Raw genomic sequence first — 25,504 nt, 5'->3', positions numbered from 1 at the left:
GCAGTGAAGCCGTTTCGGCTCTGTAGCTCAGTTGGTAGAGCGCACGACTGAAAATCGTGAGGTCACGGGATCGACGCCCGTCGGAGCCACAAGGGTGATCATTACAGTCACTCCAGAAACCCTCGCCTAGCTTCTACATGGCGGGGGTTTTGCTTTGCCCTGGTGAGGGGTGGTTTCCGCCCCCGGTCGTTGAGCGAGCGAAGCGAATCGAAACGTCGTCGTCCGATGCCGGCGACACGAAGTCGCTGGCAGGTTGGGCCGGTCTGTGGCCGGACCTGGCTCCGATACGGTTCGAATGGCGCCTGGTCAGCTGCCGAAACCATTGCCCCGCGAGCGCTGATGGGGTCGGTCGACGCGACGGGGCACCCCTAGAGCATGCGTCGTCGCCCCGGCCGCCGGGCCGTATCCACGGCGAATCGTGGAACCCGGCCCGGCCCCGGAGACGCCGCGGCTAGCGGCGCGGCTGGTCGGCGCGCAGCACCTCGAGGCGCGCGCGGTACTCCTGCTCGTCGATGTCGCCGTTCGCGAACCGGTTGGCAAGCGTCGACTCTGCCGACGGCCCCGAGTGGCCGCCCCAACCGCCCCAACCGCCGCCGCGGAAGCGCGGACCGCGCCGGATGAAGACGGCCAGCAGGATGAAGAAGCCGATCCAGAACAGCGGCACCAGCAGGAACAGCCAGCCGGGTCCGCCACCGCCCCAGGGGCCGTGAGCGAGCACATCCTGGGCCTGAACGAGTGCTTCGGTGAACATAATGCGTCCTTTCGCGGATGATGCGGCGCGATCCGGCCGCTCATCCAGGCTCGCGAGCACCGCCCCCGGGCACATCCGCCGCCGGGAGGCGCCTGAGGCCTCCCGCGGGAGTCATCTCCAGCCGGGCTTGACCAGCCCCGAGTCGTAGGCGAGCACAACGAGCTGCACGCGGTCGCGTGCGCCGAGCTTGCCCATCATCCGCGAAACATGGGTCTTGGCGGTGAGGGGGCTGAGGAACAGACGCTGCGCGATCTCGTCGTTCGTCAGCCCCTGCGCGATCAGCACCAGCACCTCGCGCTCCCGTGCGGTCAGCGCACCGAGCTCGGCCCCCGCGGGAGCGCGTACGCCCTCGGCGACGCGCGCGAGCAGCCGCCGTGTCACCCCGGGACTCAGCAGGGCGTCGCCGTCGGCGGCGACCCGCACCGCGCGGATCAGCTCCGAGGGCTCGGAGTCCTTCACGAGGAACCCGCTGGCCCCCGCCAGGATCGCCTCGGTCACGTACTCGTCGAGCTCGAACGTGGTCACGACCACCACGTGGATGCCTCCCAGCGAGGGATCGGCGACGATCTCGCGCGTGGCCCACAGCCCGTCCCGCCCGGGCATGCGGATGTCCATGAGGAACACGTCGGGGCGGTGCTCGCGCGCGATGCGCACCGCGTCCTCGCCGCTGGCGGCCTCGCCCACGACCTCCATGTCGGGCTCGGCATCGAGCAGGGCGCGGAACCCGGCCCGGATCAGCTGCTGATCGTCGGCGATCGCGATCCGGATCATTCGTGCTCCCTTTCCGCCGGGATGCGCGCCCGCACGGCGAACCCCGAGCCCTCAGGTCCCGCCTCGAGGGTGCCGCCCAGCAGTGCGGCGCGCTCGCGCATCCCGAGGATGCCGCGTCCGCTTCCGCTCGACGGTTCGACCGGCCGTGCGGCGCCGTCGTCCACGACCTCGGCCACGATCTCGCTGCCCTCCCACCGCAGGCTCAGACGCACGTGGGATCCGGGCGCATGGCGAGCGGCGTTGGTGAGCGCCTCGCGCAGGAGCCGGTGCACCGCCAGCTGCGCCGTTCCCGTCGGTCGCGGCGACAGGCGATCGTCGAGCTCGACCGTGAGACCGAGGCGCTCGGCGTCGCGGATGAGCTCGGGAAGGGCCGAGAGGTCGGGTTCCGGCGCGAGGGCGGCCGCTTCCTCGCCGCGCAGCACGCCTAGCACCTGCCGCACCTCGTCGAGGGCCTGCGTGGACGTGCGCCGGATGTCGCGGAGGGTGTCCTGGGCGCGCGTCGGATCACGATCGGCCAGGTGAAGCGCCACCCCCGCCTGCACCGAGATCGACGAGAGCGAATGGGCCAGCACGTCGTGCAGTTCGCGCGCGATGCGCACGCGCTCGCGGTCGGCCTCGGTCTGGCGGCGCTCCTCGAACGACGCGCGCAGGCGCTCCATCCGGTCCTGCCGGGTGCGCACCGCGAGGCTGACCGCCAGCGTCACCGCCGACGCGATCACCACGAGCAGCGCGGGCAGGAAGAGCAGTCGCACGCCGAAGACCGACGCGGCCGAGAGCGGCACGAGCACACTGCCGGCGGCGATGCCCGACGACCACCACACCGCGCCGTGGCGCACGCCGCGGGCGATCGCCAGCAGCAGGGGCAGCAGGGCGAACGGCGGCGGAACGGGGTGGACGGCGAGCGCGACGATCGCAAGGCCCCCCGACACCGCGACGCCCAGCGCGGGCCACCGGTCGATCAGCAGCAGGGCGACGGCGGCGGCGACGGTGGCCGCGGCGGAGAGCCAGAGCAGCCCGGATGTCGGCGTCCACCACAGCGCGCGGCTCGCCGACGCCCCCGCGGCTACAATGGCCGCGGCGAAGGCGATCCAGCGGCCCCGACGGGGATCGCGCGCCTCGCCCCAGCCGTCGGAGAGAGCGGGCGCGGGCATGGCGCCAGCGTATCGACGGGCCCGCGTGCCCGACACCATCGCCGGGAGGCGTTCGCCTACTCCACCGGGAGCATGCCCGCCGCCGCTGCCGCCCGGGGCGCATCCGCCGCGCGGGGAGCATCCGCCGCCCGAGAGGTATCCGCCGCGCGGGGGGCCGCTGCCGTGCCCTGCGCCTCCGCCGTGCGGGGGGCGAGCCGCCGACCCGCGACCCGGTACCACCGCGCGCAGAAGATGACCACGATCGCGATCTCGATTGCGGCGCCCCCGTAGTACATCAGCAGGGCTCCGTCCTGCGCCTCCGCGACCGGCACCCCGGCGGGCGGGTGCGCGTAGAGCTGCTTCGCCAGCACGGCGTGCGAGGCCATGGCCAGCACGAGCACCACGGCGCGGAGCACGGGACGCGGCGCATGCGGCGACGGATCCTGCCCGATGATCGCGGCGGCGAAGAGGTAGCCCGACACCAGCAGGTGCCCCTGCACAAGCACGTGCAGCAACGGGATCGCCTGCATCGCCTCGAAGACGGGCGTGAGGTAGATCACCCAGAGCCCGCCCGCGCTGAGCACCCCCGCCGTCACCGGATGCGTGATGAAACGCGCGGGCGCGCTGCGCAGCAGGCGGGAGATCCGGCGAGCGGGCGTCACGTGGAGAGTCCGCAGCGCGAGCGTGACTGGCGCGGCCAGCACCAGCAGCAGCGGCGCGATCATGCCGACCGCGAGGTGCGCCGCCATGTGCCGCACGAAGTCCTCGCGGGCCGCAGCGGCCATCGGGCCGACGACGGTGGCACCGGCCGCGACGATGCCGAGCGTCCACAGGCCCAGCCGATCCGTCGACCAGCTGCGCCCCCGCCGGCGCGTGGTCACCATGCCGGAGACATAGGCGACGATCGCCAGTGCGGCCAGGCCGATCAGCAGGAGGTCGAGCGTGGCGGTGCCCCCGCCACCATGCGCGTGCGTCATGTCCGCTCCTTCGCGCGGGCGACCCCGGCAGGTCGGGTCATCACGGCGAGCACGATGCCGGCGGCGAGGATCAGCACGGCCGAGACGTTCCAGACGAGGTCGTACGGCAGGATGTCCTCGACGTACCGGATCTGGTGGATCCGGAACCACTTGTGGTGCACGGTGCCGTCGTACAGCTGGAAAGCGCCTGCTCCCACGAGCACCCCGCCCACCCACCGCCGCCACCAGAGGGCCCCGCGCCGGCGCAGGTCGGCGAGCAGAAACAGGCCGGCGATCGTGGCGAACCAGCTGAAGGCGTGGAACAGCCCGTCGGAGATGAGGCCCCACTCGGGCGTCGCCCGGTCGTAGAAGTGGTGCCAGTGCAGCAGCTGGTGGAAGACGGCCTCGTCGAGGAAGGCGACCAGGCCGACGCCGAACAGCACGCCCGACCACAGATTCTGTGCGGATCGCTCCGCCCGCGGATCCCGCGGGCGCTCGTCGGCCGGCGTCTGGCCGGGACGCGGTGGCGTGGAATCTCGCGGGGACATCCTGCGATGGTGCCCGTCTGCGGCTCCTCCTGTCATCCTCTCGACGTCCGGGCCTGGGGGTGATACGCACAGAGCGAGAGCTGCCCGGCCGCGCGGACGGCGTGGTCCTCGGTGGCGTGCGCAGACCCCCTCACCTATCATCAAACGATAGCTAGCTATGGATGAACGATAGGATCCGCATGCATCGGGCAACCGTCCTCGCCGCGAAGGCGCTCATCGTGGTGCTCCTCGCGGCGCTGCTGGGTGTGCAGGTATGGGTCGTGCCGAGCCTCGCCCGCTCGACCGCCGCGTACGCACCGGAGTTCGCGCAGCTCGTGGCGCCGGGCATCGCGCTGCCGGCGGTCTTCGTGCTGTGCATCCAGATCGTGCTGGTGTGCGTGTGGCGACTGTTGTCGATGGTGCGCGAGGAGAGCATCTTCCGCCCCTCCGCCTTCGTCTGGGTCGACGTGATCCTGGGGGCGATCGTCACCGCGACCCTGCTGGTCGTCATCGGCGCCGTGGTGATCGACCGTGCGCAGGCGGGCACCCCGCTGATCCTGATCGGATCCGTCGTGGCGGTGATCTTCGGCGCGGGTCTCGCGCTGGTGATGGTGGTGCTGCGCGGGCTGCTGCAGAAGGCGACGCAGCTCGAGTCGGACCTGTCCGAGGTGGTGTGATGCCCATCGTCATCGACCTCGACGTGCAGCTCGCCAAGAAGAAGATGGGCGTGAACGAGCTGGCCGCGGCCATCGGCATCACGCCGGTGAACGTCTCCGTGCTCAAGAACGGCCGCGCGAAGGCCGTGCGCTTCACCACCCTCGACGCCATCTGCCGCGTGCTCGAATGCCAGCCGGGCGACATCCTGCGCTGGGTGGACGAGGTGTGAGCAGGCACGACGCGGCCCACGCCGCGAGCATCGCCGGCTCCGCCCTCACAATCGGGATCGCGATCATGACCTCGCTCGCGGTGGCGATCCACTCGCTCTTCGCAGCCAGCCCGCCCATCGAATGGAGCGAGGAGAGCAACCCGGTGCGCATCCTGGATCTCGTCGCGTCGGGCTTCCGCGCGGACGTGACGCTGCTCGGTGCGGCCGGGCTGCTCGTGCTGGCCGGTGCCGCGGTGATCACGGTCGGCGCGCTGACGCGCAGCGCGACGTGGCTGGGCACGGGCATCACGGTGACGGTGATCTTCGCGCTGCTGTTCGGAGGGCTGCTCGCGCTGTTCGGTGTTGCCACGGCCCACACCGCCGACCGCGCCGAGAGCGCGATGAAGCGCTCCGCCACCGCACGGGTGCAGGAGTCCGCCCGTGAGTTCGGGCCGCTGCTGCCGCCGAAGCCCGCCGAGCCCGTCAACCCGCTGCCAGGAGCGGAGAAGGTTCGCACCGAGATCCGACGCATGGTCGCCGCTTCCTTCAATGCGGCCTCCGGCGCGGTGGTCGATGAGGCGGGCGCACCGCTCCGTCCCGCGGCGGTGGCGTTCTCCTCCGCGGCCTGTGGGGAGACGGGAGTCGCCGTTCAGCTGCACCTCGCCTTCCGTACCCACGACAATGCGGCATCGATGGGGCGCATCCTCGCGGTCTGGGACGAAGCCGGTTATGCCCCCGACTACGCGATGCACGAGGAGATCCGGTACAGCGACTCCCGGCTGATCGAGCGCATGGGCCTGCGCGACCGGACGACGATCGACGGCCTCATCCACATGAGCATCGTCGGCGCCTGTGCGACGCCGTGATCACCGAGCTCAGAGCTCGCCGGGGCGCATGGCCTCTTCGTCGATCAGGCGGATGATCCTCTGGCCCGCCGTCTCGGTCGCGGGCTCCTGCCCCGCGACGGCCCTGCGGGGGCGGTAGACGACCAGGGAGTGGAAGACGAACCGCGCCACGAAGGCGACCGCGAGGGTGATCGCCGTGGCGAGCCAGGCCGAGATGTGCCAGCTGTGCACAAGCACCGCGAGGATCGGCAGGCGGATGGCCGCCTCGACGCCGTTGAAGGCGAAGGACGTCAGGAACCGGCGCCAGAAGCCGCCCGCCTGATCCCGCATCTCCGAGAAGACGAAGCGCTCGGCGAGCAGGAAGTTCGCGACGATGGTGACCACGGCGGCGATGATCGCGGCCCAGATGCCGAAGGACTCGCCGAACAGCGCGGTGAGCGCCCACACGATGCCGATGTTGGCCACGGCGCCCGCGGCCCCGATGATCGCGAAGAGCGACATCTTGCCGAATCTCAGCCGCGCGAGATGCACGAGGAACGTGATGCCCTGACGCAGCGAGGCCTTCGACTCGCCCTCACCGCGCGGCAGGAACTGCATCGGCACCTCGGCCGTGCGCAGGTCGGTGCGCACCAGCAGCTCGAGCAGGATCTTGAACCCGCTCGGACGCAGCGAGTCGAGGTCGAGCCGCGAGCGATCGACGAGGAAGAACCCCGTCATGGGGTCGCTCGTGCCGTGCAGGCGCATGGGGAACATCGCCTTCGTCAGCGTGGTCGCGCCCCGCGAGACGCCGAAGCGCAGCGTGGTGCCGAGGCCCGTGGAGTCGCCGCCGCCGATGTAGCGCGACGCCACCACGACGTCGCAGTCGCCCCGTGCGTGGCGGTCGACCAGCGCGGGCACCAGAGCGGGCGGATGCTGCAGGTCGCCGTCCATCACCACGCAGACATCGGATGCGGCCGCGCGCAGCCCGGCCACCACGGCGCTGCCGAGCCCTCCCCCGCGCCGACCGGCCTCGCGGTGCAGCACACGCACCGGCAGCGGTGCGTCCTGTGCGACGCGCAGGATCTCCGAGGCGGTGTCATCATCGCTGTCGTCGACGAACAGGATCTCCGCGCGGCGACCCGCGAGGGCGACGGCCAGCTGCCCCACCAGGGGTGCGACGTTGCCGCGCTCGTTGCGCGTCGGAACGATGACGGTGACGTCCACGCAGGTCCTTTCGAAGATCCGCAGAGTCCCATCGTTTCATGCCCGCTTGTGCGGCCGATCCCGTGTCCCACAGGGCGCGTACCCTGGAAACATGACGACTGTGGACCCGACCAAGATCACCATGTTCGGCGCCGAGTGGTGCCGCGACTGCCGCCGCACCAAGGCGCAGCTGGATGGCCTCGGTGTCGAGTACACGTACGTCGATCTCGAGGCCGAGCCCGCTGCGGCCGAGGTCGCCAAGGACATCTCGGGCCGCACCCAGATCCCCGTCGTGGTCTACCCGGACGGCTCGCACCACGTCGAGCCGGCCAACGCCGACGTCGACGCGAAGCTGCGCGAGCTCAGCCTGATCTGAGCGGGCCGGCTCGACTCGATCGTCCCGGCGCCCACTCGACGAGCGGACGCCGGGACGGCGGGATCACAGCTTGTCGCCCGCCACGGCGAAGGTGTCGCAGGCGTTGACGCCGCCCGAGCGACCGGTGTCGAACCAACGCTGACGCTGCTCGCTGGAGCCGTGGGTCCAGCTCTCGGGGTTGACCTGTCCCCCGGACTGCTCCTGGATGTGGTCGTCACCCACCGCGGCCGCCGCGTTCAGCGCGTCGGCGATCTGCTGCGGCGTCGGCTCCTTCAGGTACGGATCGCCGTCGGCGTCCTTCTCCTCGGTCATCGCCGTCACCCAGGCGCCGGCGAAGCAGTCGGCCTGCAGCTCGGTGCGCACGCCGTTGCTGTCGGGCCCGGTGCCGTTCTGCGGGTGCTCCTGGAACACGCCGATCAGGTTCTGCACGTGGTGTCCGTACTCGTGCGCCAGCACGTACAGCTGCGCGAGGTCGCCGGCGGAGGCGTCGTACTGCGAGCGCAGCAGGCCGAAGAAGGTCGGATCGATGTACACCGTCTCCTCCGGCGGGCAGTAGAAGGGCCCGGTCGCGTTGGATGCCGTGCCGCACTGCGTGCCGGTCGACCCGTCGACGATGACGAGCTCGGGCTCTCGGTAGCCCTCGAGCGTCCGCGCCCAGAACTCGTCGAGCACGATCGCCCCGCCCTCGAGGCGGCACGCGTCATTCGCGTTGGCGTCGGCTCCGCTGTCGCAGTTCTCGACGATCGTGGACTCTCCGGATCCCTGGGATCCCTCGCCGCCGCCGACGATGCCGAGGAGACCGCTCAGATCCTGACCCGTGAACGCCTGGATGAGGAGCACCGCGATCGCGCCGATGCCGACCACACCGCCTCCCGCGATCGCGGTGTTGCGCCCGCGCCGGCTGGCCTTGTTCTTGCCGAAGTCGGCGTTCTCGTTGAACGTCATGTGCCCACGCTAGTCGCCCGCGCCGCGCCGGAAGAGGGGCTTGCGATGCCGCCCCGGGGTCCTTCGCGGTCGGCGCGGGGTCCTCGCGGGGTCGTCGCGCGGCCCCCGGCACGGCAGAATGGAGAAGCACGGAAAGGGGGTCGCCGATGATCGAGACGACGCACACGCATGACGAGACTCACGGCCAGGATGACGCGCACCCGGAGACCGCCCCGCTGCACCTGCCGCACGCGGCCGCCGAGTGCCCGAAGTGCTTCACCGAGCTGCAGCGCGACCGCGACTGGTGGCTCGCCCGCCCGGCCGGATCGCGCCTCGTCGGCCTGGTCGTGGCGCGCGCCGACATGCCGTCGATCAAGCAGCAGCGCGATGACCTCACCCGCTTCGGTGTGCCGATCGAGGGCTTCCGCCACCCCGCGCCCGACATCCTCGAGACCTGGGAGCAGCGACTCGCGCGCCTGTTCGACACCTTCAAGCCCGGCGACGTGCTCGTCGTGAGCAATGTGCAGGCGCTCGGCTGCGACGTCGACGAGGGCACCCGCACGGCCGCCGCGCTCAGCCGTCGCGGCATCATCGTGAAGGTGCTGTCACACGGCGCCCGCCACCTCGGCACGGTGCCCGCCGTCTGACGCCGTCGGGCGATCGCCGCTCTCGCCCCGCAAGCTCGCGCCGCTAGTCAGTGCAGATGCGGGCGGGCTCCCTGGTGAAGGTGCCGTCCGCACGCACCAGGGTCACCTCGATGCACACCTGCGCCTCGCCGCCCGTGGGCAGCGTGACCGTAGGCTCCTCGGTGCGCACCGGCTTGCTGTCCTCCGGCAGCATGCGCCGCGACCACAGGAAGAAGTCGCCCGCCTCGGGCTCGGGGTTCTTCCATGTGAAGACGGCGTTCTCGCCCTGGATCGTGCCCTGGGTCTCGGTCACCTGCGGCACGGCGCTGTTGCCGGTCGGATCCTGCGGCGCCACCACCGGGGTGGTGTTCTCCGGCTCGGGCTCGACACCCGAGATCAGCTGCGGGATGGTCGCGGCGCCGATGCCGAGCAGTGCGACGCCGATCACCGTCGCCGCGATGATGGCGCCCCAGCGACGCGGGGCGGGCTCGGGCGCCACCTGCGGGCCGGGTGCGGCGGGGGTGTGAGCCGTCGGCGGCGCCCAGGCGGGTGCGGATGCGCCCCCCGCGGGCGGGGTGGCCGGCGGTCGCAGCACCGTCGCATCGTCGATCTGCGATGACGCGAAGCCTCCGGCGGGACGAAGCACCGTGGCGTCGTCGACGGGCTCGGAGGCCGTGGGCGTGGGGGTGCCGACCTGCTTCGTCGTCGCCGAGGGGCGGGTCGCCGTCTCGATCGGCGCGATGTCCGTGATGCCGCGGACGCGCGTGAGACCGCCGTCGTCGTCCTTGAGATCCTCCGGGTCGGGCTGGTCGTCGAGGATGTCGATCGGCGTCACGGAATGCGCGAGCTCGATCTGCACCTTCTGCAGCGCCCGCGCGAACGCCACGGCGCTCGGGTAGCGGTCGGCGGGAGCCTTCGCCATCGCGCGAGAGAGCACCACATGCAGCGACGTGGGCACATCCGGACGCTCCATCGCGGGCAGCGGCATCCGCGCGATGCGCTCGATGAGCTCGGCGCTGCCGTTTCGCTGCCCGGGGATCTCGAATGGCGAGCGTCCCGCAAGCAGCGTGTACGTCGTGGCGCCGAGCTGGTAGACGTCCACACGCGCGCCGCTCTGGGCGAGTTCGGCGGCCGCATCGCCGGCGAACGCCTCGGGCGGCGACCACGGGATCGAGACGCCGGTCATCTCCGAGGCGTCCTGAGACGTCGTGGCGATGCCGAAGTCGGTCAGCGCCGGCCGGTTGTACTCGGTGACCAGGATGTTCGCCGGCTTGATGTCGCGGTGCTGAACCCCCGCGCGGTGCGCGGTCTCCACCGCGGCGGCCACCTGGATGCCGACGCGCAGCGCCTCGGCGACCGAGAACGGCTCACGCCGGTAGCGCACCTGCAGGTTCGGACGCGGGCAGTACTCCATCACCAGGTACGGACGTCCGTCGGAGGACACCCCCGCCTGGTAGATCGTGACGATCGCCGGATGCGTCGACAGCATCGCCATCACGTTGGCCTCGGCGGTGAACTGCGCGGCCGAGGCGGAGATCCGCTCGGGCAGCAGCACCTTCACGGCGACGCGTCGGCGCGGCAGCTCCTGCTCGTACAGGTACACGTCGGCGAAGCCGCCCGATCCGAGCAGCTCAAGGGGCGTGAAGCCGGGGAGCTGAGGAGGCGGTGCCGCGGGACGGCGCTGATTCACGGAAGGTCCTCGAAGGTGACGGTCACGCCGTCACCCAGATCGATCACATCACCCGACGTCACCACCGTGTTCTCGCCGGGGTGCAGGCGGATGGGATCTGCTCCCCCGAGCAGCCCCGTGCGGTACAGCAGGGTGCCGTTGGTGGTGTGCAGGTCGGTGACGACGACGGTCTCGCCGTCGCTGGAGATCTCGACGTGGTTGCGCGAGATGTCGTTCTGCGGGCTCTCCACGGCGATCAGGCGCGGCATGTCGGCCCCGGTCGTGCGCGACGAACGGGGACGCCGGCCGATGATCACGGTGTGGTCGAGCTCGATGACCTCGCCGGTCGACAGGCGCAGGCGGCCCCGGCGGGGCGGGGGCGTGTACGCGACCGTGGGCGGGGCGGGAACGTCGAACGGAGGCAGCTCGGAGACCACGTCGACGGGCACGTCGGTCGTCACGCTCGCGCCCTGGGGCACCATGATCGTGACGCCGTCGTGGTCGCCGAGACGCTCGTCGTCTTCGGAGGGTGCGGGCGGGGGCACGTCAGACGGCGCCGTCGGCTCCGCGTGGTGCGTCTGCGGTGTCTGGCGCGGTGCGCTCGCCTGCAGCGCGTCGAGCTGGGCCGCCGAGATCGTGGCGCCGTCGTGATCGCCGAGCTCGAGCGGATCCACCGGACCCGAGGTCAGGAGCGGATCGAGCGTGTCGAGCGGCACCTGCTCGTCGACCTCGGGCCGCTCGTCGGCCGCGGGCTGGTCGCCGGCCGCCACGGGGGCGGGGGCCGGCGCGGGCGGGACGGCCGGCGGCACAACGACCTCGGGAAGCGGCGGAAGCGGCGGCAGCGGCGGCAGCGGCGGCAGCGGGGGCAGCGGCGGGATGGGCGGCACCGGCGGCGTCGGCTGCGCGGCCGCAGGCTCCTCGCCGAACGGGGCCGACTCCTCGCCGAGGAAGAGCGTCTCGAGCGGCGCGTGCTCGGGTGCCGAGCTCGGCTCGTCCTCGGGCGGCACCGCGGGGGCGAGCGCCGTCGCAGCGGCCGCCATCGCCTCGGCCGACACGATGTCGTCCGGCACGACCACGCCCGGCGCGTCATCACCCCGGGCGCGCACCGGCTCGAGCGTGTCGCTGGCCTCGAAGAAGACCGCGCGCACGCTCGCGGCGAGCACGGCTCCGGAGGCGATCGGCAGCTCGGCGGCGACCGCCGGAGCATCCGTGCCGGGGTGCACCTGCACCGCGAGCGCATCCTCGATGAGGCGCACGGTCCAGGTGTCGACGCCGACGGCCGAGACCTCGAGCGGGCCGCTCAGACGATCGACGGCGATCCGCAGGTCACCGCGCACCGCCGTGCGCACGGCGTCGCCCTCGAGCAGTGCGACCGCGAAGTGCGGCAGCGAACGGGTCGCCGATCCGAACGCCTTCTCGAGCGCGGCCAGGACGGCGCCGACGCCGTCGCCAGAGTCGAGGCCGGTCCAGACGTCGTCGATCAGATCGTGCGGCAGCCCGCCGGGCAGCACGGCGATGCCGTCGTCCGCCACGATGGTCAGCATGCCGCCGGGCTCGTACGTCACGCGCATCAGCGCATCCCCCCTACAGGTTCGCGCGGCAGGGTGTCCGCGTCGATGTCCGAGTCGCCGGTGGGCGCGCCCGCCGACGAGCCGCGGCGCGCCACCGAGACGGCGTCGACCACGATCGCCGTGATGTTGTCGCGGCCGCCGTGGAGCACGGCCTCGTGCACCAGGCGCGTCGCCGCGGCCTGCGGGTGCGCTTCGACCGACAGGATCGTGCGGATCCGTTCGGCGGGCAGCTCGCTCGGCAGGCCGTCGGAGCAGACCAGGATGCGGTCGCCCTGTGCGGCGGGAAGCATCCAGTAGTCGGCGTCGCCGTCGCTGCCCGCGCCGAGGGCGCGCGTGATCACGTTGCGGCGGCGATCGCGCGAGGCGTCCTCCGCCGTCAGCTCGCCCCGATCCATCAGCTCCTGCACGACCGAGTGGTCGACGCTGATCTGGTGGAGCACCCCGCCGGAGAGCCGGTAGGTGCGCGAGTCGCCGAGATTCATCGCGAGCCAGTAGCCCTCGCCCGCCACATCGGCCACAACAACGCCCGTGAGGGTGGTGCCGGCGCCCGCCTCGCTGTCGTCGGAGAGGCTCTCGACGCCCGCGCGAGCGCGCGCCAGCGCCTGACGCACGTCGTCGATGGTGAGGCTGTCGCGCCCTGCGAACCCGGCGAACTCCGCGATCGCGGTCGCGGACGCCACCTCGCCGCGGTCATGGCCGCCCATGCCGTCGGCCACGAGGAACACCGGCGGCACGGAGAGGAACGAGTCCTCGTTGAGGGAGCGGCGCAGCCCCGCATCGGTGGCCGCGCCGCTGAGCGCGATGATCGGACTCGTCATCGACGTCCCTTGTAGGTCATGATGCGATCGCCGATCTCGAGGGCGTCGCCTTCCTGCAGCGCGACCGCGACGCCGGCCTCCGCCGTGATGCGCTCGCCCGCCCGCACGACGGTGACGCCGTTGGTGGAGTGCTGGTCGATGACCGTGACCTCGTCGCCTGCGACCCGGATCTCGAAGTGCGTCTTCGAGAGCGAGAGGGTCTCGTCGCGCACGACGATCGCCTCGACGCCCTCGGAGGAGGCGGGGTTGCGACCGAAGAGCGCACGCGATGTCACGGTGTGCTGCGTGCTGTCGTCCCACTCGAACACCGCGGGTCGTGTGCGCACAACGAGGCGGGTGTCCTCGAGGTCGGCCTCGGGCTCCGGCTCGGCGACCGGCTTCGGCTTGCGCACCAGCACCGTGACACCGTCGATGTCGTCCTCATCCAGGGTGGGCCCCGCCACCGGCTCGCCGCGCATCTCGGTGAGAAGCGTGTCGATCGAGGGCTTCCGGGGCCCCGCCGCGGCCGGCGCGCCGACGCCGGTGGGCGCGGGAGGCGGAGGCGGATCCTGCGTCACCCCGGGCACGAAGGCGATGAGGCCCTCGTCGACGGGAGGGATCGGAACCCCGACCGCGGGTGCCGGAACGGCGACCGCGGGGGCCGGAGGAACGAACGGCGCGGTCGGCGGCGCGGGAGGGGCGACAGGCTCGGGCAGCGGCGGCCGCGGCGGCAGCTGACCCCCGTCGTACGACTGCGCGGGCGGCGCCGGCATCACAGGCGCGGGGAACACCGTCGCGGCCGGCGGGGCGACCGGCTCGGGCGATCCGGATGAGTAGGTGGGGAACGCGGAGCCCGCACCGCCGCCGTACGCGGGGGCGACCGGCGACACCGGAGGCACCGAGACCGGGGGCACCGGCGCGCTCACGGCGGCACCCGCGCTCTCGTGGGAGACATCCGCCATAAACGCGTTGACGACCTTGTCGTGCCAGCCCTGGTTTCGGCCCGACTTGTCGAAGAGCACCGAGAAGTAGCCCACCACGATCGACGCGGCGGCACCCCAGACGATGTTGCGCAGCAGCGCCTTGCCGAACCCGAGCTGCCCGCCGGTGTCCAGGCGCATGAGCTTCAGCTTCATGATGCGCATGCCGATGGAGCCGGCCCCGCCCTGGAGGCCGCTGTAGACGAAGATCCAGCTGATCGCGAGCAGCCAGGCCACGATCGCAAAGACGAGGAAGACGACGGGCTCGTCGGTCGAGCTCGCGATGACCGCTCCCACGATCAGCCACACCGTCACGAGCAGCGCGATCGCCACGATGTCGATGACATACGCGATGGCGCGTCGCCCGAGCGCGGCCGGCGTGCCCGGGGTCGGAGGACCGGGCGGGGTCGCGGGGCCGTACCCCGGGGATGCCGCCGAGGGCTGGTGCGGCGGAGGATACGAGCCCGGCGTGGGGGCTCCGTAGGGGTTCGGCGTCGTCATGTCAGCCTTCCTTCCGTCGCGCGGAGACGTTCTCCCGCAGGGTGCGCACGCGGGTCGCGAGCGACGAGCTCTGAGTGAGCGATCGCAGGTTCAGCTTGGCTCTCAGCCTCTTCCAGAACGATGCCCGTGCATTCATCCCGCCGACCACCCCGTCGACCTCGGCCCAGAAGGCCTCGATCTCCTCCGGCGTCGGCTCCCCCGGGCCGAAGACCCCCGCGTCCGCGCGTACGGCGAGCGTGTGCACACGCGGCTCCTCGAGCGTGGCCACCAGCTGCGCCGACTGCTCGTAGCGGGTGCCGCCGGTGGGCACCCCGCGTCCGAAGTCGACCGCGCGGTCCATCAGCTCATCCCAGCCGCCACTGATCCGGTCGGCCGGGTTCTCGGCCTCGCGGCGCTTGCGACGGCGCGAGGCCTTGAGACCCCCGATGATCGCAAACGGCGCCAGAAGCAGCGCGATCGTGCCGAGGCTGATGCCGCCGATCGTGAGGATCAGACCCAGGTAACCCGGGATCGGATCCGCCTCGTCCTCCTTCTCCCGGTCATCCGGGACGAGAGGCGGCTCGTCCGCATCCTCCTTGGGCGGAGGCGGCGGCTGCAGCGGCATGGGCTGCGGATCGGTCTTGGGCTGGGTGGTCTGGTCCTTGGGCTCCTTGTCCTCGTCCGGCGTCGGGTCGAACGCGACCCAGCCGGCCTCGGCGAAGGCGACCTCGACCCAGGCGTGCAGATTGTCACCGGTGGCGACGAGCTCGCCGCCCTCGTCGTCCTCGCCGGCGTGGAAGCCCATGACCACACGCGCCGGGATGCCGACCTCGTGGGCCATCAGCGCCATCAGCGCGGCGTACTGCTCGTCGTCGCCGACCATCTGCTCGGCGGCCGCCATGCCGCCCAGGCGCGCGGATCCGTGGCCCGACGGCGAGTACTCCCCGTCGTCGAGGCCGTGGCTGAAGAAGCCCGAGTCGGCCAGGTACGACCGGATCGCCTGCACCTTCGCGTACGGAGTGGTCGCCTTCGCCTCGGAGATCGCCTCGGCGGCGAGCTCGCGCAGCTTGTCGGGCACGGCCACGGGCTTGGGTGTGTCGACGGCAGCGAACTCGTCGTCCTCGAGCGCGGACTCGTCCGGCGTCGCGGGGATCACGGTGCTGAGCGTGTAGGCGTCGCCCTCCGCGAGGCCGGATGTCACCACCCCGGTGCCGGTCGAGGGGTTGAAGTAGGTGGCGCGGCGCAGGTCCTCGGCCGCCGCCCCCTCGAACTCGAGTGCGTCGACGTGACCCGCATCGGGCAGCCAGACATCGTTGTACCCCTGGATCTCCACACGCACCTCGGCGTGCTCGCCCCGCACGTCGGACGCCATGTTCGAGCGCAGGGGGGTGAACGCGCTGGACGAATCGGACACGTTGTAGACCACGCCCGAGTACGCGTCCATGGTGCCGAGGCGCACACGCGCGCCCTTCGGCAGGCCGCTCACGGTGAACAGCGGCTCCTCCGCGTACTCGTCCACGTAGATCCGGTAGTCCTGCAGAGGGCTGGCGTACTCGCGGATGTCGAAGGGCGGGATGATCACGTCGCGGATGACGTAACGGATCTCGTGCGGCGGCGCGAGCAGCATCGACGCCCCGCCCGCAGCGGCCGCGACGGCGACGACCGCACCGCCCGCGCCGACACGGCGCAGCAGCGCGCGACGATCGCGCGAGGCCCCCTCGTCGTCGGACGACAGCGCCACCGCGCTGCGGGTCGGCGCCCAGTCCGCGCGGATCGCGAGCCAGAGGATGGCCACCACGCTGAGCAGGATGCCCTGCACGATCGGCGACCAGGGCTCGGAGGTGCCGAGGGCGATCTGCAGGGCGAGGCAGAGCCCCACGGGGATCAGCGCCCATCCCGGGCTGCGCAGCCGGAGCGCGAGGCTGCCGGCGATCGCGGATGTCACCAGGATCAGCAGGAACGGCACAACGAGGTGGCCGTCGCCCGCCGAGACGGGGGCCACCGTGGTGAGCAGCGACTTCCACGACGTGACGACGCCGAGGGCGAGCCGGCGCAGTGTGTCGAGCGTCGGCACCACACCCAGGATGGCCGTGTGCGGCAGCGCGAACATGGCGCCGAAGACGAAGTACGCCACGACCACCGCGGCCGAGACCACGAGAACGCCCCAGCGCTGCAGCGTGCCGAGCGCCGCGATCCCGAGCCCCAGGACGAGCGCGCCGAGCCCCGGCAGCAGCACGATCGGGCTCTCGAACGTCGGCAGGAAGCCCAGGATGGGCACCAGCATCAGCAGCGCCACGGCCGACAGATCGAGGATCCAGCGGCGGCGTTCCGGGAGCGGGTTGCGCGAGGTGCGGTGCTCGCGACGGGAGCGCAGGGGCGCCGGCTGCGCCTCGGGCTGCTCGTCGCCGACGAGCGGGGCGTCGATCACGGCGGTCATCCGAGAACCCCCTGTCTTGTGGCGCTCATCCGAGCACCCGCCGGAGGGAGGGCGGCAGGTGATCCAGCGCGCCGATGGTGATGACGTCGGCCTCGCCGATGCGACGGCGGGCCGCGTCCTGGCCGAGGGCCGCGACGACCACCAGGGCGCGCGCCCCGACCGGCAGGCGCGAGACCGCCGACTGCAGTTCGGTCGCCGAGACGCGGCTGCCGCACACGAGCACGGCGACCGCGGCCGAGGGCGCGTTGGCGGAGACGGCGCCGGCGAGCGCGGCGGTGGCGCCCTCCCGCGGCTTCGAGGAGTCCAGCCCCGACAGCGCGTCGAGCAGGTGCTTCTGCGTCTCGGTGCGCAGCTTGCCCGACTGCGTGCGCACGTCGACGCGGTACGCGTCGCGCAGCGCGCGCAGTCCGAGGGATCCCGCGGCCGAGACGGCCAGTTCGAACTCGTCCGGATCCGCATACTCGCCCGGGAGGGTCGACAGCCCGATCACGTAGTGCGAGCGGCGGGTCTGCTCGTATGTGCGCATCATCAGCACGCCCGTTCGGGCGGAGGACCGCCAGTGCACGTGACGCAGGTCGTCACCCGGCTGGTACTCCGAGAGGGCGTGGAAGGCGATGTCGTCCCGCGCGAGGTCGCGCGATGTCATGCCCTCGAGGTCGCGCACGAAGCCGAGGGACTGCCCCTCGAAGCGCACGGTCTTCGGGTGCACAAAGAGCTCGACCGGCTCGTCGCGGCTGTCGACGCGCTCGAACAGGCCCAGCGGATCGCCGCGCACGATGCTCACGGGGCCCACCGGGAGCACGGAGCGGCGGGTCGTGGGGATCGCGAAGAGCTCCTCGACCTGCTCACCCGGCGCGAGGTGCTTGATGCCGAAGACGCCGCGACCGGCGCCGACGGGCAGCACCACACGCGAGGGCAGGATCGCGCGCGAGCCCGAGTTGGAGAGGGTGAGCGCTCCGATCGCCCGCTCGCCGACCACGACCCGGGTGCGGGTGAGATCCAGTTCGACGTCGTACGTCGTGCGGCCGATCATAAAAAGCAGGCAGAGCAGCACGACCACCGTCACGACCACGGCGGCCACCGTGATCTCGCGCCAGCCCATCACGAGGCCGACGATCCACAGCACGGGGGCGATCCCGATCAGGATCCAGCCGAGCGGGCGCACCACCTTGGCCGCCGTGCGCAGGCTGGCACCGCCGCGCGCGAGAGCGTACAGCGCGACCTCGCGCCAGCTGGCCTGCTCGGGCGCGGGCGCGTCATCGAGCGGGGCGGGGCCTGTGGCGGCGGTCTCGGGGGGTGCGGTCGTCATCGGCGGTGTTCTGCGGATCGGGGGGGTGGGAGGGTCAGACCGGGGCGCCCGCGCGCGTCTGCGGTGCCGCGACGACGCCCAGCACGCGGGCGATGACGGTCTCGGGTGTGGTGCCGACGAACTCGGCCTCGGGATCCATCACCAGGCGGTGGGCCCACGCCGGCTGCGCGAGCGACTTGATGTCATCCGGGATGACGTAGTGGCGCCCCTGGGCGGCGGCCCAGACCTTCGCCAGGCGCACGATGGCGATCGCGCCGCGCACCGAGACGCCCAGGCGCGTGTCCTTGTCGACGCGGGTCGCCTCGGCGAGCTCGGCGGCGTAGCGCAGCACGGCCGGCTCGACATGCACGGTGGCCGCGAGGTCGGCCATGTCCGACACGGCGCTCGTGGTGATGATCGCGCTGAGGCTCGCCGACGGGTTGCGGTCGGCCGAGCCGGCGAGGATGCGCTCCGTGACCTCGAGCGTGGGGTAGCCGATCGAGGTCTTCACCAGGAAGCGGTCGAGCTGCGCCTCGGGCAGCTTGTAGGTTCCGGCCTGCTCGATGGGGTTCTGCGTCGCGATCACGAGGAACGGGCGCCCCACCTCGTGAGGGGTGCCGTCGACCGTGATCCGCGATTCCTCCATGACCTCGAGCAGGGCCGACTGGGTCTTCGGCGACGCGCGGTTGATCTCGTCGGCGAGCACGATGGAGGCGAACACCGGACCGCGGTGGAACTCGAACGTGTGCGTCGACTGGTCGTAGATCGTCACGCCGGTGACGTCGGACGGCAGCAGGTCGGGCGTGAACTGGATGCGGTTCGAGGTGCCCTGGACGGTGGCGGCGAGCGCCTTGGCGAGGCTGGTCTTGCCGGTGCCGGGGGCGTCCTCGAGCAGCACATGGCCCTCCGCGAGCATCGCCGCGAGCACCAGGCTCACGATCTCGCGCTTGCCCATCAGCGCCTTGTCGACGTTGTCGACCAGGCGGCTGAAGGTGCCCTGGAACCAGTTGGCCTGTTCGGGCGTCATCGTCATTCGCTCGTCCTCATCATCAAGTCGGTCACTTCTCGGTCTCGGTGCTAATTGTCCGCGATGAAGTCGGCGGGCCCACTCACCACGACCCGGACATCGTTCGCGAAACCGTACGCGCAGCGCAACTGCTCGCTGTTGTTGCCGCTCAGTCCCCGGCTCTCCGTGGCGAACGTCTGCCAGCCGCCCCTGTTGTGCTGGCACGCGATGTTGTACGTGCCCTGCGGGACGTTCTGGTAGGTCAGGCGCAGGTACTTGCACGTGTTGGTGCAGCCGTTCACCACACCGTTCGGGTTCGCCTCGCTGGTCGGAACGTACGACACGGATCCGCTCGCGGGCCGCGAGCTCGTCGAGACGGGGCCCGAGTCGCGCGAGTTCTGGCCACCGGGGTTCGCCGTCACCACGACCTCGATGCGCCCGGTCTGGTCGTAGCCGCTCGCGCAGGTGCGCGATCCGGTGAGGCCGACGTTCTGCCATCCGTTGCCGTCGAAGAAGCGCGCCTGCACCGAGACGGGGCGCCCGTTGGCCGAGCCGCTCGCATCCCACGAGCAGACGACGGTGGTCGCGTTGGTCCGGCTCGCCGACACTGCGGGCGCGAACGGCCGGCCGTAGGGAGAGACGGATGCCGACTCGCCCGAGGCGGGCCCCGCCTCGGAGTTCTGCCCGCCGGCGACCGCATACGCGCGCACCTGGGCCTTGTACCAGGCGCCGTTCTGCAGCCCGTTCACGGTCACCGAGGTCGCGGTGCCGACATCGGTCCAGCTGCCGCCCGAGATCAGGTACTGGTAGCGGACCTCATCCGCCCCCTGCGCGGTCGCGGGCGCCCACGACAGCGCCACCGAGCGGTCACCCTCGCGGATCGTCGGCGTTCCCGGCGCGGTGGGCGAGGTGAACTGCCGCAGCGGCGTGCTGTCGGCGCTCCACGCACCCCATCCCGCCTTGTTCTTCGCCTGCACCCGGAAGGTGTAGGCCGCCCCGCTCACCGGAAGCGAGAACGTCGCCGACGTTCCGGCGGTGGTCTTCGGGCTGCCGTACGCGGCACCGCCCTGGTACGCCTGCACGCTGTACAGATCGACCGGATCGCCGCCGTCGGCGGGCAGCCCCGTGATCGCGGGCCAGGTCACCTGGATGTCGCCGGGTGTCGCGCCGATCTTCGACATGCGGTGGGCGGTCGGTGTGCCGGGGGCATCCGGGACGCGAGCCGGCGAGTTCCTCGCCGACTGCGCGCTCCACTCGGACGGGTCGGGTGCCAGGTTGTGCGCCCGCACGCGGAACGAGTAGGACGTGCCGTTGGCAAGGCCGGTGATCGTGCGCGTGGGCGCCGCGGAGGAGTCCTTGACCCTGATCTCCTTCACGCCGTCCGGCGTGGCCGGCGTGATCTCGAGCGTGTAGTCGGTCACGGGTGAGCCATCGGTGGCGGGGCGCGCCCAGGCCACCGTGAGGCTGCCGTCGCCGAAACCGGGGATGGTGGGGGCGGCGGGGGTCTCGGGACGGACGTCGGGGCGGCCGTCCTGGCTCACCGGCGACGGGTCGGAGTCGCCCACCCGGTTGGTCGCGACCACCTGGAACGCGTAGGTCACGTTGTTCTTCAGGTTCTGCAGGATGCAGGTCGTGCTCGGGCAGTCGGCGGTGTAAGACGTGTCGCCCTTGACCGCCGTGACCTTGTAGCCCGTGATCTGCGCGCCGTTGTCGGCGGGTGCGTCCCAGTCCAGCGTCAGCTGATGGCTCTGGATGTCCGAGACGCGCGGCTTGATCGGCGTCTCCGGGCGCCCCTGCACCGTGACGTTCACGCGAGCCTGCGCCGTGCGATCCGGATCCTGCGTCTTGTCCTGCACGGTGTAGCGGATCACCAGGCGGCCGTGGAAGTCGGCGTTCGGGGTGATCGTGATGCCCGAGGCCGTGAACGACATCTCCGCGTCCGCGCGAGATCCGGTCTCGAACTGCGCGTCGATCACCTCGAGCGGCGACCCCTCGTCGGCGAAGGGGTTGACGTCGTTGCCGAGCACATCGACGGTCTTGGTGGTGCCCTGATCCCACTCGTCGAAGGTGTCGTCGGTGGCCACCGGCAGCTCACGCGTGGACGCGGTGACTGTCACCGCGATCTCCGCCGTGGTCGGCTGCGGATGGTCGGGGTTGTCCTGCCCGTCGTCGGCGACGATCACGATGTCGCCCGTTGTGCCCTTGGCGTCCGCGTCGGCCTTCACCTCGAGGGTCGAGCCGTTGAGCGTGGCATCGATGCCCTCGGGCGTCGTCTGGATCTGGAAGGAGATCGGATCCTGGTCGATGTCGGTCGCCAGCCCCGCGAGGTCCACCCGACCGGGCTGGGCGTCTCCGGCCCCGACCGTGACGGATCCGCCCGCCATCTCCGGGGGCTCGTTCGCCGGGGGCAGCACGGTGATCGGGATCGAAAGGATCGACACGCGGCCGTCCGGGTCGTCGGCCGACGCGCCGTCGGTGACCTCGAACGTGAGCGCGTCCCCGCCCGAGTAGCGATCCGCGGAGGTGTAGGTGAGCGTGTGCTCGTCGAGCACCAGCGCACCGCCGTTGCTGTGAGCCGCCGCGACCTTCTCGGTCGCCGTCAGGCGCACCGACTTGTCACCGTGGGCGCGCACGTAGTCGGCGAGCGGCAGCTCATAGGTCTTGCCGCTCTCGGCCTCGAGCGGCTCGGTGCTCGCGAGCTGCGGACGCAGGTCCTCGAGCCCCGGGACGTGAAGGAAGGCCTGGGCCGTCTGCCCGTCCACATCCGTCACCTCGTACTGCACGAGCCGGCGCTTCTCGAACACCGTCACGGTGGCCGTGCCGGTGGCGGCATCCAGCACCACACCCTCGTCCGCGTCGACCAGCGCGATGTCGAGGGCCTCGCGGGTGCCGTCCGGGTCGGTGTCGTTCTCGCGCAGATCGATGACGGCCTGCTCGGTGTCGCCGTCGACCTTCTCGGTGAGCACGAAGTCGTCGCGTGCCACGGGCGGCAGCAGCGGGGCATCCTCGTCGACCGTGACCTGCAGCACACCGCGCGCCTGGGCGCCGCGGGCGTCCTCGATCGTGTACTGCAGCGAGGTCTCGAGCTCCTCGTCGGGAGCCGTGACGACCACGTACTGGTCCTGCACCTCCGCCTCGATGAGCGGATCCGGGCCCAGGATCAGCGCATCCTCACCGGCGAGCACGTCGAACTTGTCGCCATCCGGATCGGAGTCGTTGTCGCGCACCGGGGCGGCGACCACACGGCCGGGCTTCATGATCAGGCTGTCGCGCACGGCGAACGGCTCCTGGTTCACGTCCGACTTCGGCGCGATGCCGATGCGGATCGTCCCGGTCGCCTGGGCGCCGAGCGCATCGCGCACCGAGTAGGTGAAGGTGTCCAGCCCCGACATGCCCTTGGTGGCCTGGTAGACCCAGCCGCCGTGGCCGTCCGACTCGACGCGGCCCTTCTTGGGCCCGGTCGCGAGTCCGACGTACTCGACGGAGTCGCCGTCGGGGTCGATGCCGTCGAGCGGGATGACGAGCGGGGTCTCGGATCCCGCGAGGGCGCGGGCCTCGACGGTCGCCGGCCGCGGTGCGTTGTTGTTCTCGGGGTCGACGGGGAGGATGTGGATCGCGATGGAGCCGCCGTCGCGCTGACCGTTCTCGTCCTCGACCACGTAGGTCACCGTCACGTCGCCCGCTTCGTCGCCCGCGCGGAAGCGCACGTACTTCGCCTGCGACACGAACGCGAGGCCCGCCTCCGTGTCGACGGCGCCGTCGAGCTCGGGCACCACCGACATCTCGCGGTCGTTCGGGTGGTAGTCGTTGTCGAGCACGGGGATCGTGACGATGTCTCCCGCGCGCACGGTCGCCTCGTCGTCGTTGACCACCGGCGGGAGGATGGTCGGCGGCGCGGGCATGGGCAGCACCACGACCTCGCCCATGGCGGTCTCGTTGCCGTTCGAGATCGTGTACGAGATCCGCGCCTGCGCCATCGCGTCGCTGCCGGTGAGCCCCGCATCGGTCACGCGCAGGGTCTCGTGATTCAGCACCGACACCGAGATGTGGCTGTCGTCGGGCACCGTCACGCTCTGCACCACCAGCACACCGCCCGCAGGGTCGGAGTCGTTGGCGAGCACGTTGACCAGCGCGTCACCGCCGGAGGGCAGCAGGGCGACATCGCGCACGGCGACCGGCGGACGGCTCGCGGCGTCCTCGGCCTTGAGCACGTCCACGCGCACGAGCCCGGGAACCGGCTCCGTTCCCGACGTCGATGCCTTGTAGTCGACGTAGTACGTGCCGGCCTTGCCCGAACGGAACGTGAAGGTGCCGTCGGTGTAGTCCGGAACGACCTCGGCGTCCATCACCTCGGACACCTGCGTCAGCACGACCGGCGCGTCGCTCGCGCTGAGGTCGTTCGCGAGCGGGTTGACGGTGCCCAGCTGGCCCTCGCGCACGACCAGGTGGTCGGGCGTCACGAGCGGGGGCTTCGAGGACGGCGGGAACACCTCCAGCAGGAAGACGCCCACCATGCTCGACTCGCCGTCGGAGATCGTCACGCTCACCTCGACCGGACCGATGTTGCCCGAGAGCGCGCGGTACACGATGCGGCCGTCGGCCGTGAAGCGGGCCGTGTCGCCTTCGGCGGCGGCGACCTGCTGCAGGAAGAGGTTGTCGCCGTCCGGATCGATCCAGTCGGGCAGCACGTTGTAGGTGATGGTGCTGCCGGTCTCGACGGGCAGCGCGATCTTGCGCAGCTGCACGGGCCCGGAGTTCTCGCCCTCCGGGGTGACGTCGATGCCCACGTGGCCGGTGTCGGTGCCGTCGGGGCGGCCGTCGCTCACCTCGTAGTCGAAGCCCTGCACGCTCGTCGTGCCCGCCGGGACGGTGATCTGCAGCGCCGTGCCGTCGTTGATCGGCTGCACCTCCACGCCCGACGGCGGCTCCGGCACGGTGACCACGAGCACGTCGCCATCCGGATCCGAGTCGGCGCCGAGGCCGTCCGGCCCCGATCCGGTCAGCACGGGCAGGATCGTCGAGGATCCCGCGCGCACGCCGAACGAGTCGTCGTTCGCCACGGGAGGATGGTTCTCCTCGCCGCGGTCCGGCGGCGTCGGATCCGGCACCTGCACGGTGGTCGGGTCGGGCTCCTCGACGCCGTCGCCCTTGGGCGGAGTCAGGTCGTCCCAGTTGTCGACCTTCTGCAGGCTCTCGCTCGCGAGCCAGGCGCCACCCGTGACGACGTCGTTGAGCATCACGACGTCGCGGTTCACGCGGAAGACGAGCTCGCCGCCCGCCTCGTACTTCTCGATCGGCACGGAGAGGTCGAGGTCGTCGCCGACGCAGTCGCGCACGAAGCGTCCGGTCCCCATCCACGCCGAGTACGCGCAGCCGCCCAGCCACACCGGTGCGGCCGGCGTGCCGTGCGCCTCGCCCGCGTCCACCTCGGTGGGCTCGGATCCGTCCAGCGGCAGGCTGACGAGGGCGTCGCGGGTGGCGATCAGCACCGCATCCGAGGCCGGCGCATCCTGCGCGAGCCTCGCCCTGTCGGCGGCGTCGCCGAGCTCGTAGGCCTCGCGGCCGGGGATGAGCACCGTGCCCGACTTCTGTTCGAGCACCACCGGCCGATCGCCCACCGAGGTGAGCGCCAGCTCGGACTTCTTGTCGACGCCCGCGAGCTCTTCCTTGCGGATGTCGTCCTTCGTGGCCGACCCCTCCGGCGAGACGGGAATCGTGTAGAGGGTGGCCTTCTCGGGCGAAGCGGCATAGACCGTGCCGTCGAGGCCCACCGTGATCACGGCGTTGTCGCCGAGCTTGTCGAGCAGCGGCTTCGAGGTGCCCGGCTCGAAGCCGTCGAGCCCCTGCAGCGGCTGCACGTACAGCGAGCCCTTGGCCGGATCGAGGATCGCGACGCTCTGCTGCGCGTACTCGACCTGCGCCTGCGGAGGCAGCTTGATGTAGGACGGCACGGCGACGGAGGCGTCGTCGATGCGCCCGAGCGAGCCGTCGTCGAGGTCGTGCACGAGGGCCACGCCGTCGTCCTGCAGCACGTCGTAGTCGGCGGTGATCGCGTAGAGCTTGCCGTCGAGCACCTTGGACTGCGCGTTGAAGTGGCCGACGAGGCCCGCGTCCTTCTTGGTGATCCAGACGGCTCCGTCGTGCAGCTCGAGCTCGGTGGTCGGGTTGCCCTCGTAGGCGACGGCCATCGTGGTGATGCCGATCGCCGCGACACTGACGATGGACGCGCCGATGAGCGTGCGCGGACGCACATTCAACCAGGACGACACGCCCATATCGCCAGACCCCCTCTGCGATGCCTGGGGTTATCCTAATCGGCCCCG

At 71.5% G+C, this 25,504-nt stretch carries 20 protein-coding genes and 1 tRNA gene; 6 read left to right on the top strand and 15 right to left on the bottom strand.

Annotated features, from left to right (window positions below):
- Window positions 1–16: 16 nt before the first annotated feature.
- Window positions 17–89, top strand: a tRNA-Phe gene (locus J5V96_RS05270).
- A 362-nt stretch (window positions 90–451) separates the two neighbouring features.
- On the opposite strand, the gene J5V96_RS05265 is transcribed toward J5V96_RS05270, so the two are convergent.
- From J5V96_RS05265 to J5V96_RS05245, 5 genes are all read right to left on the bottom strand, one after another.
- Window positions 452–751 (bottom strand): SHOCT domain-containing protein, encoded by a 300-nt coding sequence (locus J5V96_RS05265; protein WP_208501348.1) that lies wholly within the window; start codon window positions 749–751, stop codon window positions 452–454.
- A gap of 111 nt (window positions 752–862) precedes the next feature.
- Window positions 863–1,522, bottom strand: coding sequence for a response regulator (locus J5V96_RS05260; protein WP_208501345.1), 660 nt, complete (start codon window positions 1,520–1,522; stop codon window positions 863–865).
- Window positions 1,519–2,673, bottom strand: coding sequence for a sensor histidine kinase (locus J5V96_RS05255; RefSeq protein ID WP_208501343.1), 1,155 nt, complete (start codon window positions 2,671–2,673; stop codon window positions 1,519–1,521). Before J5V96_RS05255 ends, J5V96_RS05260 begins: the two co-directional genes overlap by 4 nt.
- Before the next feature lie 56 nt (window positions 2,674–2,729).
- Window positions 2,730–3,629 (bottom strand): cytochrome c oxidase assembly protein, encoded by a 900-nt coding sequence (locus tag J5V96_RS05250; RefSeq protein ID WP_208501341.1) that lies wholly within the window; start codon window positions 3,627–3,629, stop codon window positions 2,730–2,732.
- Entirely contained in the window at window positions 3,626–4,156 is a 531-nt protein-coding gene (locus J5V96_RS05245; RefSeq protein WP_208501339.1) for a DUF2243 domain-containing protein, read from the bottom strand. The genes J5V96_RS05250 and J5V96_RS05245 overlap by 4 nt, the downstream gene beginning before the upstream one ends.
- A gap of 179 nt (window positions 4,157–4,335) precedes the next feature.
- Between J5V96_RS05245 and J5V96_RS05240 the strand changes: the two genes are divergently transcribed.
- The 3 genes from J5V96_RS05240 (at window position 4,336) to J5V96_RS05230 (ending at window position 5,866) form a co-directional block, all read left to right on the top strand.
- Window positions 4,336–4,812 (top strand): DUF2975 domain-containing protein, encoded by a 477-nt coding sequence (locus J5V96_RS05240; RefSeq protein ID WP_208501337.1) that lies wholly within the window; start codon window positions 4,336–4,338, stop codon window positions 4,810–4,812.
- Window positions 4,812–5,021, top strand: a complete 210-nt coding sequence (locus J5V96_RS05235; RefSeq protein ID WP_208501328.1) for a helix-turn-helix domain-containing protein — start codon at window positions 4,812–4,814, stop codon at window positions 5,019–5,021. Before J5V96_RS05240 ends, J5V96_RS05235 begins: the two co-directional genes overlap by 1 nt.
- 65 nt (window positions 5,022–5,086) lie before the next feature.
- A complete protein-coding gene (locus J5V96_RS05230; RefSeq protein ID WP_208501326.1) occupies window positions 5,087–5,866 on the top strand; it encodes a hypothetical protein in 780 nt (259 codons plus the stop codon).
- 9 nt (window positions 5,867–5,875) lie between these two features.
- Here the strand turns inward: J5V96_RS05230 and J5V96_RS05225 are convergent, their stop codons facing one another.
- A complete protein-coding gene (locus J5V96_RS05225) occupies window positions 5,876–7,048 on the bottom strand; it encodes a glycosyltransferase (RefSeq protein ID WP_208501324.1) in 1,173 nt (390 codons plus the stop codon).
- 91 nt (window positions 7,049–7,139) lie between these two features.
- Between J5V96_RS05225 and J5V96_RS05220 the strand changes: the two genes are divergently transcribed.
- Window positions 7,140–7,403 (top strand): glutaredoxin family protein, encoded by a 264-nt coding sequence (locus J5V96_RS05220; protein WP_208501322.1) that lies wholly within the window; start codon window positions 7,140–7,142, stop codon window positions 7,401–7,403.
- Window positions 7,404–7,466: 63 nt separating this feature from the next.
- On the opposite strand, the gene ypfJ is transcribed toward J5V96_RS05220, so the two are convergent.
- On the bottom strand, window positions 7,467–8,348 hold the full coding sequence (ypfJ, locus tag J5V96_RS05215) for a KPN_02809 family neutral zinc metallopeptidase (protein ID WP_208501312.1): 882 nt from the start codon (window positions 8,346–8,348) through the stop codon (window positions 7,467–7,469).
- 146 nt (window positions 8,349–8,494) lie between these two features.
- On the opposite strand from ypfJ, the gene J5V96_RS05210 reads away from it, so the two are divergent.
- Window positions 8,495–8,974 (top strand): recombinase family protein, encoded by a 480-nt coding sequence (locus tag J5V96_RS05210; protein ID WP_208501310.1) that lies wholly within the window; start codon window positions 8,495–8,497, stop codon window positions 8,972–8,974.
- A gap of 43 nt (window positions 8,975–9,017) precedes the next feature.
- On the opposite strand, the gene J5V96_RS05205 is transcribed toward J5V96_RS05210, so the two are convergent.
- From J5V96_RS05205 to J5V96_RS05170, 8 genes are read right to left on the bottom strand one after another with little or no spacing between them, the layout of a single operon-like run.
- Entirely contained in the window at window positions 9,018–10,643 is a 1,626-nt protein-coding gene (locus J5V96_RS05205; protein ID WP_208501308.1) for a serine/threonine-protein kinase, read from the bottom strand.
- Window positions 10,640–12,193 (bottom strand): FHA domain-containing protein, encoded by a 1,554-nt coding sequence (locus tag J5V96_RS05200; protein ID WP_208501300.1) that lies wholly within the window; start codon window positions 12,191–12,193, stop codon window positions 10,640–10,642. The genes J5V96_RS05205 and J5V96_RS05200 overlap by 4 nt, the downstream gene beginning before the upstream one ends.
- Window positions 12,193–13,011, bottom strand: coding sequence for a PP2C family protein-serine/threonine phosphatase (locus J5V96_RS05195; RefSeq protein WP_208501297.1), 819 nt, complete (start codon window positions 13,009–13,011; stop codon window positions 12,193–12,195). The genes J5V96_RS05200 and J5V96_RS05195 overlap by 1 nt, the downstream gene beginning before the upstream one ends.
- Complete coding sequence (locus tag J5V96_RS17205) at window positions 13,008–14,471, bottom strand: RDD family protein (RefSeq protein WP_208501294.1); 1,464 nt, start codon at window positions 14,469–14,471, stop codon at window positions 13,008–13,010. Before J5V96_RS17205 ends, J5V96_RS05195 begins: the two co-directional genes overlap by 4 nt.
- 1 nt (window position 14,472) lies before the next feature.
- Window positions 14,473–16,887 carry a transglutaminase-like domain-containing protein gene (locus J5V96_RS05185; protein ID WP_208501292.1) on the bottom strand — a complete coding sequence of 805 codons (2,415 nt, stop codon included), beginning with the start codon at window positions 16,885–16,887 and terminating at the stop codon, window positions 14,473–14,475.
- 25 nt (window positions 16,888–16,912) lie between these two features.
- Window positions 16,913–18,196 (bottom strand): DUF58 domain-containing protein, encoded by a 1,284-nt coding sequence (locus J5V96_RS05180; RefSeq protein ID WP_208501290.1) that lies wholly within the window; start codon window positions 18,194–18,196, stop codon window positions 16,913–16,915.
- Between the two features lie 34 nt (window positions 18,197–18,230).
- Entirely contained in the window at window positions 18,231–19,208 is a 978-nt protein-coding gene (locus tag J5V96_RS05175; protein ID WP_208501288.1) for an AAA family ATPase, read from the bottom strand.
- Window positions 19,209–19,252: 44 nt separating this feature from the next.
- Window positions 19,253–25,456, bottom strand: a complete 6,204-nt coding sequence (locus J5V96_RS05170) for an Ig-like domain-containing protein (RefSeq protein WP_208501286.1) — start codon at window positions 25,454–25,456, stop codon at window positions 19,253–19,255.
- Between the last annotated feature and the right edge of the window lie 48 nt (window positions 25,457–25,504).

Source organism: Microbacterium stercoris (assembly GCF_017592545.1).
GTDB lineage: Bacteria > Actinomycetota > Actinomycetes > Actinomycetales > Microbacteriaceae > Microbacterium > Microbacterium stercoris.
The sequence above is the reverse complement of the archived record's forward strand: the minus strand, read 5'-3'. Positions and strand labels throughout refer to the sequence as shown.